Origin of the sequence: Streptomyces sp. NPDC127038, from assembly GCF_042725875.1 — a bacterium.
In the GTDB taxonomy this organism is placed as follows: Bacteria; Actinomycetota; Actinomycetes; order Streptomycetales; family Streptomycetaceae; genus Streptomyces.
Window position 1 is genome coordinate 1 of the sequence record NZ_JBHXDQ010000052.1, and the last position, 13,093, is coordinate 13,093.

At 71.2% G+C, this 13,093-nt stretch carries 11 protein-coding genes; 5 read left to right on the forward strand and 6 right to left on the reverse strand.

The window, feature by feature from the left end:
• Positions 1-69: 69 nt before the first annotated feature.
• Complete coding sequence (locus tag ACFWI4_RS29320) at positions 70-750, reverse strand: potassium channel family protein (RefSeq protein WP_385403149.1); 681 nt, start codon at positions 748-750, stop codon at positions 70-72.
• Positions 750-1,421, reverse strand: a complete 672-nt coding sequence (locus tag ACFWI4_RS29325) for a potassium channel family protein (RefSeq protein WP_385403146.1) — start codon at positions 1,419-1,421, stop codon at positions 750-752. The genes ACFWI4_RS29320 and ACFWI4_RS29325 overlap by 1 nt, the downstream gene beginning before the upstream one ends.
• Before the next feature lie 437 nt (positions 1,422-1,858).
• On the opposite strand from ACFWI4_RS29325, the gene ACFWI4_RS29330 reads away from it, so the two are divergent.
• The 3 genes from ACFWI4_RS29330 (at position 1,859) to ACFWI4_RS29340 (ending at position 6,922) form a co-directional block, all read left to right on the forward strand.
• Entirely contained in the window at positions 1,859-3,907 is a 2,049-nt protein-coding gene (locus ACFWI4_RS29330) for an APC family permease (RefSeq protein WP_387202146.1), read from the forward strand.
• A 138-nt stretch (positions 3,908-4,045) separates the two neighbouring features.
• The gene (locus tag ACFWI4_RS29335; RefSeq protein ID WP_387202149.1) at positions 4,046-5,374 is read left to right on the forward strand and encodes a class I SAM-dependent RNA methyltransferase; all 1,329 of its coding nucleotides are present in this window, start codon (positions 4,046-4,048) and stop codon (positions 5,372-5,374) included.
• A gap of 339 nt (positions 5,375-5,713) precedes the next feature.
• Positions 5,714-6,922, forward strand: a complete 1,209-nt coding sequence (locus ACFWI4_RS29340) for a cytochrome P450 (protein ID WP_387202152.1) — start codon at positions 5,714-5,716, stop codon at positions 6,920-6,922.
• A 110-nt stretch (positions 6,923-7,032) separates the two neighbouring features.
• Here ACFWI4_RS29340 and ACFWI4_RS29345 read toward each other — a convergent pair whose 3' ends face one another.
• The 3 genes from ACFWI4_RS29345 to ACFWI4_RS29355 form a co-directional block, all read right to left on the reverse strand.
• Positions 7,033-7,452, reverse strand: a complete 420-nt coding sequence (locus ACFWI4_RS29345; protein WP_387202155.1) for a cupin domain-containing protein — start codon at positions 7,450-7,452, stop codon at positions 7,033-7,035.
• A 127-nt stretch (positions 7,453-7,579) separates the two neighbouring features.
• Complete coding sequence (locus ACFWI4_RS29350; RefSeq protein ID WP_387202158.1) at positions 7,580-8,614, reverse strand: zinc-dependent alcohol dehydrogenase family protein; 1,035 nt, start codon at positions 8,612-8,614, stop codon at positions 7,580-7,582.
• A gap of 104 nt (positions 8,615-8,718) precedes the next feature.
• A complete protein-coding gene (locus ACFWI4_RS29355; RefSeq protein ID WP_387202161.1) occupies positions 8,719-9,603 on the reverse strand; it encodes an aldo/keto reductase in 885 nt (294 codons plus the stop codon).
• A gap of 352 nt (positions 9,604-9,955) precedes the next feature.
• Here ACFWI4_RS29355 and ACFWI4_RS29360 point away from each other — a divergent pair, with 352 nt between their 5' ends.
• Positions 9,956-10,864, forward strand: a complete 909-nt coding sequence (locus tag ACFWI4_RS29360; RefSeq protein ID WP_387202164.1) for a helix-turn-helix domain-containing protein — start codon at positions 9,956-9,958, stop codon at positions 10,862-10,864.
• A 70-nt stretch (positions 10,865-10,934) separates the two neighbouring features.
• On the forward strand, positions 10,935-11,954 hold the full coding sequence (locus ACFWI4_RS29365; protein WP_387202167.1) for an aldo/keto reductase: 1,020 nt from the start codon (positions 10,935-10,937) through the stop codon (positions 11,952-11,954).
• A 234-nt stretch (positions 11,955-12,188) separates the two neighbouring features.
• Here the strand turns inward: ACFWI4_RS29365 and ACFWI4_RS29370 are convergent, their stop codons facing one another.
• Positions 12,189-13,091 carry a hypothetical protein gene (locus tag ACFWI4_RS29370; protein WP_387202170.1) on the reverse strand — a complete coding sequence of 301 codons (903 nt, stop codon included), beginning with the start codon at positions 13,089-13,091 and terminating at the stop codon, positions 12,189-12,191.
• Positions 13,092-13,093 lie beyond the last annotated feature (2 nt).

Consider the following 13,093-nt stretch of genomic DNA (forward strand, 5'->3'; position numbering starts at 1 on the left):
CCCCCTTCGTCGTACAACGGCGCGGACACCGTTCCCGTCGGCGGTGGTGCTGCCGACGGGAGGGAACGGCTACTTCGTGGTGCTCGGGTCGCGGCGCACCGACAGCAGTTCCTCGAGCTGTTCCTCGCGGGCCTGGGCGGCCACGAACAGGAGCTCGTCGCCCGCCTCCAGGGAGTCGTCCCGGGAAGGGGTCAGGACGCGGGTGCCGCGGATGATGGTCACCAGCGAGGTGTCCTCCGGCCAGGCGACGTCACCGACCGTGGTGCCGGCCAGGGCGGACTCCGGCGGCAGGGTCAGCTCGACGAGGTTGGCGTCGCCGTGGCTGAAGCGCAGCAGCCGCACCAGGTCGCCGACGCTCACGGCCTCCTCCACGAGCGCCGACATCAGGCGCGGGGTGGAGACGGCGACGTCCACGCCCCAGGACTCGTTGAACAGCCACTCGTTCTTCGGGTTGTTCACGCGGGCGACGACGCGCGGGACCCCGTACTCGGTCTTCGCGAGGAGCGAGACCACGAGGTTGACCTTGTCGTCACCGGTGGCCGCGATGACCACGTTGCAGCGCTGGAGCGCCGCCTCGTCCAGGGAGGTGATCTCACAGGCGTCGGCGAGCAGCCACTCCGCCTGGGGGACGCGCTCGACCGAGATGGCCGTCGGCGCCTTGTCGATCAGCAGGATCTCGTGGCCGTTCTCCAGCAGTTCGCCCGCGATCGAGCGGCCCACGGCACCGGCACCGGCAATGGCGACTCTCATCAGTGCCCCGCCCCTTCTTCAGGACCCTTGGCGAACGCCGCCTCGACCTTGTCCACCTCGTCGGTGCGCATCATCACGTGCACCAGGTCGCCCTCTTGCAGCACCGTCTGCGAGGTGGGCAGAACCGCCTCACCCAGCCGGGTGAGGAAGGCGACGCGTACGCCCGTCTCGTCCTGGAGGCGGCTGATCTTGTGGCCCACCCATGCGACGGAGGTGTGCACCTCGGCGAGCTGCACACCGCCCGTGGGGTCGCGCCACAGCGGCTCGGCGCCCGAGGGCAGCAGCCGGCGGAGCATCTGGTCGGCCGTCCAGCGGACGGTGGCGACGGTCGGGATGCCGAGTCGCTGGTAGACCTCGGCTCGGCGCGGGTCGTAGATGCGGGCGGCGACGTTCTCGATGCCGAACATCTCGCGGGCCACGCGGGCGGCGATGATGTTCGAGTTGTCACCGCTGGAGACCGCCGCGAACGCGCCGGCCTCCTCGATGCCCGCCTCGCGCAGGGTGTCCTGGTCGAAGCCGACTCCGGTGACACGGCGGCCGCCGAACCCGGAGCCCAGCCGCCTAAAGGCGGTGGGGTCCTGGTCGATCACGGCGACCGTGTGCCCCTGTTGCTCCAGGTTCTGGGCAAGAGCGGAACCCACTCTTCCGCAGCCCATGATGACGATGTGCACGACCGTCCTTCCGCATGAATGGTTACGGCTCAGGCTAAACAGGGTCTCAGACCGCCGCCCAAGCTACACACGCACGGTCGGCCGGGGGCATCGTTGCGCGGGTTCGCCTGTGCCTTTTTCGCGGAGCGTTCGGGGAACGGCGGTGAACGGCGCCCGGCGCGGGGGCGGCTCAGCGCCGTGTGATGCTGCGAACACTCGCGAGGGTCAGGATTCCGAGGCCGGCCAGGGTGACGGCCGCGCCGATGATCTCGGGGGTCAGGTGCATGGGTCCTCCAGGGCGGGCGGCGGGCGCGGTTTTGTCATATAGACACGCCGATCCCCGGGGCTGCGGAATCCGCAGCCGGAGCCCGCCCGGTTTTCACCCGGAGAGCAGATGACGGACCGAAGAGGGACCGCGGGTGGGCGACAGCCAGTTCGAACCCTTACGATTCCCTGTTGTGTCCAAACTGACCGACGTGCCCAAGCGGATCCTCATCGGGCGTGCACTGCGCAGCGACCGGCTGGGGGAAACGCTTCTGCCGAAGCGCATCGCCCTCCCCGTCTTCGCATCCGACCCGCTCTCCTCCGTGGCGTACGCGCCCGGAGAAGTACTGCTGGTTCTTTCCATCGCGGGCGTGTCGGCCTACCACTTCAGCCCCTGGATCGCGGTCGCGGTCGTCGTGCTGATGTTCACGGTGGTCGCCTCCTACCGCCAGAACGTGCACGCCTACCCGAGCGGCGGCGGCGACTACGAGGTCGCCACCACCAACCTCGGTCCGCGGGCCGGACTCACCGTCGCCAGCGCCCTGCTCGTCGACTACGTCCTCACCGTCGCCGTCTCCATCGCCTCCGGCATCGAGAACCTCGGTTCGGCGGTGCCCTTCGTGGTGGAGCACAAGGTCTTCTGCGCGGTGGCCGTCATCGTGCTGCTCACGCTGATGAACCTGCGCGGGGTCAAGGAGTCCGGAAAGCTCTTCGCGATCCCGACGTACGTGTTCGTCGCGGGCGTCTTCATCATGATCGCCTGGGGTGCGTTCCGCGGCCTCGTGCTCGGCGACACCATGCACGCGCCGACCGCCGACTACCACATCAAGGCCGAGCACCAGGGACTCGCGGGCTTCGCCCTCGTCTTCCTGCTGCTGCGCGCCTTCTCCTCCGGCTGTGCGGCGCTCACCGGCGTCGAGGCGATCTCCAACGGCGTCCCCGCGTTCCGCAAGCCGAAGTCGAAGAACGCCGCGACCACGCTGGCGGCCATGGGCCTGCTCGCCGTCACCATGTTCTGCGGCATCATCGCCCTGGCCATGAGCACCAAGGTCCGCATGGCGGAGAACCCCGCCACGGACCTGATCCACAACGGTGTGCCGATCGGCCCCGACTACGTCCAGAACCCGGTGATCTCCCAGGTCGCCGAGGCCGTGTTCGGCAAGGGCAGCTTCCTGTTCATCCTGCTGGCCGCCGCCACCGCCCTCGTCCTGTTCCTGGCCGCGAACACCGCGTACAACGGCTTCCCGCTGCTCGGCTCGATCCTCGCCCAGGACCGCTACCTGCCGCGCCAGCTCCACACCCGCGGCGACCGCCTCGCCTTCTCGAACGGCATCGTCCTCCTGGCCGGCGCCGCGAGCCTGCTCGTCATCATCTACGGGGCCGACTCGACCCGCCTGATCCAGCTCTACATCGTCGGCGTCTTCGTCTCCTTCACTCTCAGCCAGACCGGCATGGTCCGCCACTGGAACCGCCACCTCGCGAGCGAGACCGACCCGGCCAAGCGCACCCACATGATCCGCTCCCGCGCGATCAACGCCTTCGGTGCCTTCTTCACCGGCCTGGTCCTGGTCGTCGTCCTGGTCACCAAGTTCACCCACGGCGCCTGGGTCGCCCTGCTCGGCATGGTGATCTTCTACGCGACGATGACCGCGATCCGTAAGCACTACGACCGCGTCGCGGAAGAGCTCGCCGCGCCCGAGGGACCGACCGACGACAGCGTCCGCCCCTCACGCGTCCACTCCGTCGTCCTGGTCTCCAAGATCCACCGGCCGGCGCTGCGCGCCCTCGCCTACGCCAAGCTGCTGCGCTCCGACACCCTCGAAGCCCTCAGCGTCAACGTGGACCCGGCCGAGACCAAGACCCTGCGCGACGAGTGGGAGCGCCGCGGCATCGACGTACCGCTGAAGGTCCTCGACTCGCCCTACCGCGAGATCACCCGGCCGGTCATCGAGTACGTCAAGGGCCTGCGCAAGGAGTCGCCGCGCGACGCGGTCTCCGTGATCATCCCCGAGTACGTCGTCGGCCACTGGTACGAGCACCTGCTGCACAACCAGAGCGCCCTGCGCCTCAAGGGCCGCCTGCTGTTCACCCCGGGCGTCATGGTCACCTCCGTGCCGTACCAGCTCGAGTCGTCCGAGGCCGCCAAGCTGCGCGCCCGCAAGCGGCAGGACTGGAACGCCCCGGGCGCGGTGCGCCGCGGACCGGCCCACGAGCGGCCCAAGGAGCCCAGCGAGAAGAGCTGACGGGACGGGAGGCGCGCTCCGCGAGCGCGCCGACCCGACGGGGGGCGGGAAGCGGCGCCGTGAGCACGTAGACTGGACGGCTGTTGTCCGGCCGTGCAGTCCGGCCGTTTCCCCCCTCTCAACTGGAGTCACCCCACCATGCAGGCAGAACCGAAGAAGTCGCTGGTGGGGGACGAGTACGAGGTCGAGATCGGCCCCGTCGCGCACGGCGGGCACTGCATCGCCCGTACCGACGAGGGCCAGGTCCTCTTCGTCCGGCACGCCCTGCCCGGCGAGCGGGTCGTCGCCCGGGTGACCGAGGGCGAGGAGGGCGCGCGGTTCCTGCGCGCCGACGCCGTGCGGATCATCGACGCCTCCAAGGACCGCGTCGAGGCGCCCTGCCCGTACGCCGGCCCCGGCCGCTGCGGAGGCTGCGACTGGCAGCACGCCAAGCCCGGCGCCCAGCGCCGCCTCAAGGGCGAGGTCATCGCCGAGCAGCTGCTGCGCCTCGCGGGCCTCACCCCCGAGGAGGCCGGCTGGGACGGCACGGTGATGCCCGCCGAGGGCGACAAGCTGCCCGCGGGCGAGGTGCCGCAGTGGCGCACCCGCGTCCAGTACGCCGTCGACCCGGACGGCAACGCCGGACTGCGCCGCCACCGCTCGCACGAGGTCGAGCCCATCGAGCGCTGCATGATCGCCGCCCCGGGTGTCACCGAGCTCGGCATCGAGGAGCGCGACTGGTCCGGCATGGAGGCCGTCGAGGCGATCGCCGCGACCGGCTCCCAGGACCGCATGGTGATCCTGGAGCCCCGCCCCGGCGCCCGCCTCCCGCTGGTCGAGCTCGACAAGCCGGTCTCCGTGATGCGGGTCGCCGAACAGGACGGCGGCATCCACCGCGTCCACGGCCGCGCGTTCGTGCGCGAGCGCGCCGACGGCCGCACCCACCGGGTCGGCAGCGGCGGCTTCTGGCAGGTCCACCCGATGGCCGCCGACACCCTCGTCAAGGCGGTCATGCAGGGCCTGCTGCCCCGCAAGGGCGACATGGCCCTGGACCTCTACTGCGGCGTCGGTCTCTTCGCCGGCGCCCTCGCGGACCGCCTCGGCGACCAGGGCGCGGTCCTCGGCATCGAGTCCGGCAAGCGCGCGGTGGAGGACGCCCGCCACAACCTCGCCGGCTTCGACCGCGTCCGCATCGAACAGGGCAAGGTCGAGGCGGTCCTCCCGCGCACCGGCATCACCGAGGTCGACATCATCGTCCTCGACCCGCCCCGCGCGGGAGCCGGCAAGAAGACGGTCGAGCACCTGTCGTCCCTGGGCGCGCGAAAGATCGCCTACGTGGCCTGCGACCCGGCGGCCCTCGCCCGCGACCTGGCGTACTTCCGCGACGGCGGCTACAAGGTGCGGACCCTGCGGGCGTTCGACCTGTTCCCGATGACGCATCACGTGGAGTGCGTGGCGATTCTGGAGCCGCTGAAGAAGGACGCCTGACCTGCGGGTCCGCTCGTGCGGGTGAGGTGCGGGGCGGTGAGGTGCGGGCGTTGGGGGCGGTGCGGGCGACATCCCTGGGCTGGGACGACGACCGTGACGCCCGTCCGGCGAGCGACCGTCGGGGTGTGTGGCCATCGGGTCGGCGTGCCCGTCGGGTCGGCGTGCCCGTCGGGCTGGGGCCCCGCGGCGGGCCCGGGTGCCGGCCGGGTCGCCCGTGCGGTGGGAGAGCGGGCGGGGGCCGGCTCGTCCTGTGGCGCCGAACGGGGTGGCCCGCGCATCCTCGGGGCGTCGGTGATCGTTGGTGCGCTGTCCGCGTCGGCTCTCAAGCCCGGAGCTGCAGTGCCCGATCCCGCTCTGCCGTCACCTCCCCCTGAACTGCTCGCCGCGCGGGTGCAGGACCCGTACCCCTACTTCGCCTGGCTGCGCCGGTACGCGCCCGCTCACGCGGACCGCCGCCCGGGACGGCCGACGGTGTGGCAGATCTCCCGTTACGACGATGTCCGGGCGCTGCTGACCGACCGTCGGCTGAGCAAGGACCCCGGCCGGGTGCCCGGCTATGTCCCGGGCCCCGCCGGACTCAACCGGCACGTGGTCCATGCCGACCCCCCGGACCACACCCGGCTGCGTGCCCTGGTGAACGCGGCGTTCGTGCCCCGCCGGATCGCGCGACTGGAACCCGTGATCGCGGACACCGCGAACCGGCTGCTCGACGGGGTCGAGGAGCACGCCCACGTGGACGTGATCGCGGACTTCGCGGCTCCGCTGACGTTCCGGATGATCTGCACGATCCTCGGGGTCCCCCGGGAACTGGACGACCAGGCGACCCGCGACACCCTCATGGCGACCATCAGCCCCGCTCCGGGACGGGACCCGGCGCGGGTGGAGGGCGACCTGCACGTTCTGCTGGACACCCTGATCGCCCGCAAACGCAGCGGGGGCGCCGACAGCGCGGCGGACCTGCTGGGCGCGCTCGTGCGCGCCGGCGACGACAGCGGGGCGATGAGCGAGGCGGAACTGCGCTCCACCGCCTATCTGCTGCTCCTGGTCGGCCACGACACCAGCATGAACCTCATCGGCAACGGCATGCTGGCCCTGCTCCGCGACCCCGTCCAGGCCGCCCGGCTCACCGCACCGGGCGCCGGCCCCGGGACGGTGGCCACCGCGGTCGAGGAACTGCTGCGCTACGACTCCCCGGTGCGGGACGCGACCTTCCGGTGCGCCGCGGAGCCGATCGTGCTGCACGGGCGGCGGATCCGTGAGGGGGACATCGTCAGCCTCCTGATCGGCTCCGCCAACCGGGACGAGACCCGTTTCCCGGACGCGGACCGGCTCGACGTGACCCGGACGCCCAACGACCACCTCGCCTTCGGCCACGGCCCCCACTTCTGCATCGGCGCCGCCTTGGCCCGCCTCGAAGGCGCCATCGCCTTCCCCCTGCTGCTGCGGCGCCTGGGCGCCGTGCGGCTGGCGAAGCCCGCCGAGGAACTCGCCTGGCGGCCGGCCAGGGTCATGCGCGGCCTGACGGCACTGCCCGTCGTACGTGCCTGATCGCACTCCGTGGTGCGAGGCCAAGCGCCCGCACCCCCCCCCGTCATGCGCGGCCATGCGCCCGCACCGAGCGCGTCAGAGCACCGCCCCACCGACCAGGAGCATCTCGTTCAGCGGCTGCGCGTGCGGGCGGCGCCGTAGTCCTCGGCGGTGACGTGTTCGAGCCAGGTGGTCTCGGGGCGGTCGTCGTCGGGTCCTGTGCCCTCCCAGAGGGCGAGGTGCTGCATGAAGGTGTCCTCGGCGGCGCCGTGCCAGTGCTCCTCTCCCGGAGCGCAGGTCACGGTCTCGCCGGGGCGGGCCTCGTGGACGGTGCCGTCGCGGGTGCCGATCAGGGCGACGCCGGAGACGACGTGAAGGGTCTGGCCGACGGCATGGTGATGCCAGGCCGTGCGAGCGCCGGGCGCGAAGCGGACCATGTTGGCGCGCAGACGGGAGGGCTCCTGGCCGGCGTGGATCACGTCGAACCAGACCTCTCCGTGGAACCACTGCTCGGGGCCTTTGCCGGTGGGCTGCGGTTCGACGAATTCCACGGGTGCTCCTTGTGCTCGTTCGTACGGGTGCTGGGGGCCGGTCGGCGCTCCGGGACAGGGGGAGGCGGGGACCGGCGCGGGTGTTCAGGGCGTGGCGGGGGTGCGTGGGCCGGGAGTCCGCGGCGGGTCAGGGGCGGACGAGGACCTTGAGGGCTTCGCGGTCGTTCATGGCCCGGTATCCCTCGCCGATCTCCTCCAGGCCGAGAGTGCGGTCGAAGACCAGGCCGGGACGGATCGAGCCGTCGAGGATGTGCGGCATGAGTTCCTCGATGTAGGCGCGGGCGGGGGCGACACCGCCGGTGAGGGTGATGTTCCGCAGGAAGTCGCCGAATCCGAACGGCACCTCGGGGTACTGCGGTGCGCCGACCCTGCTGATCGTTCCGCCGTCGCGGACGACGCCGAAGCTCTGGACGAGGGCGTCCTTCAGGCCGACGCATTCGAGCACCCTGCGGGTGCCCTCGCCGCCGGTCAGCTCGCGGACCCGGGCGATGCCCTCCTCGCCGCGCTCGGCGACCACGTCGGTGGCGCCGAACGCGCGGCCGAGATCGGTTCGTGCCTCGTGGCGGCCCATGAGGACGATCCGCTCGGCGCCCAGCAGCCGGGCCGAGATCACGGCGGAAAGTCCGACCGCGCCGTCCCCGATGACGGTGACGGTGTCGCCGGAGCGGACACCGGCGGTGCGGGCGGCGTGGTAGCCGGTGCAGAGCACGTCGGACAGGGTCAACAGGTCCGGCAGCAGTTCGGAGTCCTCCTCGACCGGCACCTTCACCAGGGTCCCGTCCGCCCAGGGGACACGAGCGGCCTGCCCCTGGCCGCCGTCGACACCGTTCACGCCCCACTGGCCGCCGTGCGGGCAGGAGGTCTGGAGTCCCTCACGGCAGTACGCGCAGGTGTTGTCGGACCACACGAACGGGGCGACGACCACGTCTCCGGGCTTGAGGGTGCGTACCTCGGAACCGGTCTCCTCGACGACGCCGAGGAACTCGTGGCCCATGTGACGTGGGGTGTCGGTGGGCGCGAGGGACTTGTAGGGCCACAGGTCGCTGCCGCACACGCAGGACAGGACGATACGGACCACCGCGTCGATGGGCCGCTGGATCTTCGGGTCGGCGACGTCCTCGACGCGTACGTCCTCGGCCCCGTACATCAGGGTGGCTCGCATGGTCGGTGCTCCTCGCAGGGGGATCAGGGAGATGAGGGGGATCAGGGGGCTGGTGGGGATGGTGGGGGCGGACGTCGCCGGGGCCGGGGTGGGCTGCGGGCGTCTCAGGCCTCGGGGATGGTGCGGCCGAAGTCCGCGAGGGTGACCTTCTCCGGCTCGGGACCGCCGCGGCGGCCGGTCTCCAGGGCGTCGAGGGCCGCCAGCTCGTCCGCGGTCAGCTCGAAGTCGAAGACGTCGATGTTCTCGGCGATGCGGTGGCGCCTGGTCGACTTGGGGATCACCGAGCGGCCGTGCTGGAGGCCCCAGCGCAGCAGTACCTGGGCCGGGCTCTTGCCGTGCGCCTCGGCGACGCCGGTGACGACGGGGTCCTCCAGGACGCTCCTGCGGTGTTCGCCGTACCCCGGGTAGAAGGTGATGCCGCCGATCGGGGACCACGCCTGGTTGAGGATGCCGTGCTCGTCGTCGAAGTCGAGGACCGCGCGCTGCTGGAAGTAGGGGTGGATCTCCAGCTGGTTGACGGCGGGGACGACGCCGGTCGAGTCCAGCAGCGCGGTCAGGTGGCCGACCATGAAGTTGCTGACGCCGATGGCCCGTACCCTGCCGTCGGCCAGCAGCCGCTCCAGGGCGCGGTAGGCGGCGAGGGTCCTGTCGAACTCCGACGGGAGGGCCTGGTGCAGGATCAGCAGGTCGATCCGGTCCACGCCGAGCTTGGCGGCGCTCTTGTCGAAGCCGTGCAGGGTCTCGTCGTAGCCGTAGTCGCTGATCCAGATCTTCGTCTCGACGAAGATCTCGTCGCGGGGTACGGGGGAGCCGGCGATGGCCTGTCCGACCTCGCGCTCGTTGCCGTAGGCGGCGGCCGTGTCGAGGTGCCGGTAGCCGAGGTCCAGCGCGGCCGTGACGGCGGCCCGGGTCTCGTCCGGCGGGGTCTGGAAGACACCCAGTCCGAGCGCGGGCATCTCGACGCCGTTGTTGAGGGTGAGGGTGTGCATCGGGTGGGCCTTTCGGTACGGGGTTCCGGGGCGACGGGCACGATGAGGGTCACGACGGCCGGAACGTCCGGGGCCCGGGGCGCCGAGCGTTGGACCGCCGAGTGCCGGAGTGCCGAGCGCCGGAACGAGCAGGATCGCGGCCCCCGTCGTGGCCGGCCGGGGCTTCTGTCCTCCCAGACAACCGCGTCGCGGCGCCCGGGTGGGAGTCACTGCTCTTCCAGGTAATGGCAGTACCTCGCAGGCACCCGCCGACGGATCTACGGTGAGGGGACCGGCCCCGGAATCAGGACGATCAGGAGGATCCATCGTATGTCCGCCTTTGTTCCCACAGTGGAAGCTCCCGGGTCCGAGCATGGCCGACAGTGACAGGAAGGCCCTGGCCGCCGAGGTCCGCGAGTTCCTGAGCACGCGGCGGGCCCGGATCACGCCGCAGCAGGCGGGACTGCCCGTCTACGGAGGCAACCGCCGCGTCGCCGGGCTGCGCCGCGAGGAGGTCGCCCTGCTCGCCGGCGTGAGCGTGGACTACTACATCCGGCTGGAGCGCGGGAACCTGGCCGGCGCCTCGGACTCGGTGCTCGAAGCCCTCGCGCACGCGCTGCAGCTCGACGAGGCCGAACGCACCCACCTCTACGACCTGGCCCGCGCGGCGACACCGTCGGGACGGCGTGCCACGGTGACCGCGTCGCGGGTGCGGCCCACCATCCTGCGGCTGCTCGACTCGATGACCGAGGTGCCGGCCTACGTACGCAACGCCCGCTTCGACATCCTGGCCGCCAACGCGCTGGGACGCGCGCTGTACTCACCCGTCTTCGACTCGCCCCTGTTCGCCCGGCGCGGCCCGGTCAACACCGCCCGCTTCATGTTCCTCGACCCCGCCGGCCAGGAGTTCTGGACCGACTGGGACAAGGGCGCGAACGACTCGGTCGCCTTCCTCCGTACCGAGACGGGCCGGGCGCCCCACGACCGGGCGCTCACCGATCTGGTCGGCGAACTGACCACCAAGAGCGAGGAGTTCGCCCGCCGCTGGGCCCGTCACGACGTCAAGTTCCACCGCTCCGGCGTCAAGAAGCTGCGCCATCCGCTGGTCGGTGATCTCGCGTTGCCCTACGAGGCGATGGACCTGCCGGCCGACCCCGGGCTGCGCCTCAACTTCTACACACCCGAACCCGATTCGCGGGAACGGGAGGCCCTGGTCCTGCTCGCCGGCTGGGCCGGCACCGGCACGGTCGTCCCCGCCGCACACGACCTGCCCCCGTCCTGACCACCGCACCGACCGTCTCACGCCGGACCGAGGCCCGGCGGACCGCCACACGACCGAGGAGAACACCTTCATGCAGTACCGACCGCTTGGCCGCACCGGCGTCCAGGTCAGCCCGCTCTGCCTGGGCGCGATGATGTTCGGCCCCTGGGGCAACGAGGACGAGACCGACTCGGTCCGGATCATCCACCGCGCCCTCGACGCGGGCATCAACTTCGTCGACACCGCGGACGTGTACTCCGCGGGCGTCTCGGAGGAGATCGTGGGCAAGGCGCTGAAGGGCCGCCGCGACGACGTGTTCCTGGCGACCAAGTTCTTCATGCCGATGGACCAGGACGACCCCAACCAGCGCGGCGGCTCCCGGCGTTGGGTCATCCGCGAAGTCGAGAACTCCCTGCGCCGCCTGGGCACCGACCACATCGACCTCTACCAGGTCCACCGGCCGAGCCCGGACACGGACGTCGCCGAGACCCTCGGCGCCCTCTCCGACCTCGTGCACCAGGGCAAGATCCGCTACCTCGGGTCCTCGTCCTACTCAGGTTCCCAGATCGTCGAGGCCCAGTGGGTCTCTCGGGAGCGCCACCTCGAACGCTTCGTCACCGAGCAGCCGCCGTACTCGATCCTGGTCCGCGGCATCGAGGAGGACGTGCTCCCCACCGCGCGCCGCCACGGCATGGGCACCCTGACCTACAGCCCGCTCTCCGGCGGCTGGCTCTCCGGCCGTTACCGGAAGAGCGCCTTCGAGGGCCCCGCCTCGGCCGCCCGCCCGCGGGCCAGGTTCGACATGAGCACCCCGGCCAACCAGCGCAAGCTCGACGCGGTCGAACAACTCGCGGTCCTGGCCGAGAAGTCGAGCCTCACGCTCATCGAGCTGGCCGTCGCCTTCGTCGTCAACCACCCCGGCGTCACCTCGGCGATCATCGGCCCGCGCACCATGGAACAACTGGAGGCGTTCCTGCCCGCCGCCGAGGTCACGCTGTCGCCCGAAGTACTGGACGCCATCGACGAGATCGTCGCCCCCGGCGTCACGGTCAACCCGGTCGACAACAGCTACGGCGACTTCGAACTGAGCCCGGCCCGGCGGCGTCGCTGAGGCAGGGGGATCCGCGCCGTCCCCGGCCGGTCCGCCACCTGTGGCCCACTCCTGCCGACGTGGGACGCTCCCGCCGCGCAGCCAGGCACGACCCGGCCGGGTCTCTCATCGTGCGGCTCACTTCCCCTGCCCGGCTGTTCCGTCCCTCTTGGCGCCGCCGTTCCAGGCGTTCTCGAATGCGACGAGCGGATTGCCGCCCGAGGGTTAGTGGCTCATGGCTTCTCGGATGCCGGCTCAGTCGTGCGGGACTTCCTCGATCACGGTCTCCTTGAAGCGCCACGAACCCCGGTTGCCCATGGCCTCCGCACGGAGGCCCATCTCCCAGGCGATCCGCGCGGCCCGTTGCTGCGGCAGGTCGGGGTAGTCCTCGGGCTGGACCTTGACGTAACCACGGCGGTCGGCGGGGTACGTGCGGAGGGCTTCGCGGAGTTTCTCCTCCTGCTCCTCCCTCGTGGTGTGGTTGCCGGTGACGGCCTTGTACGCCTTGCGCATGCCGGCCGATGGCTTTCCACGGTCTCGCCGTCTCGCGGCGTCGGAGCCCCGCCAGGTCATCCAGCCGACGGCGCCGAGTGCGGCAAGCGCGAGTGCCCCCGATCCGAGCGACTCGCCCGTGGCATTCGCCTGGCCCGGTGTCTGCGGGCGGAGTTCGCCCAGGGGGTCCTCAAGCACGGTGACTTTCTGGCCGATGCCGTAGCGGTCGGACGGTGTCTTCATGGCCGGTCCCGGCACCTTGGTGCCGTCCTGATGTTCCAACGTGTAGTTGTAGTCGCGGTTCTTGCGCCCTTGGGCCGGGTCGAGCCATTTCTTCACGACGGTGGCCGTGACCTTCTCCCCGCGCTGCTGCAGCGTGAGATTGTCGCGTGCCATGGTGGCGACGTACACGGACATCAGCGAGGTGACCACGATGAACAAGGCCGCGTACGTGCTGGACTCCGTGGCGCCCAGCTTCCGGATCAGCAGGATGAGCAGCACGCCGTGCACGATCCACAGGGGCACCAACAGGGCAGGACCGAAGTCGTCCGCCAGGAGGAACAGCCCCGCGATCGCCGCGAGCACGTAGCAGCCGATGCCGACCGCGAGCGGGACGGGTAACACGTACGCCTCTTCCCGCGGCTCGTCATCGATAGCACCGCTCATGC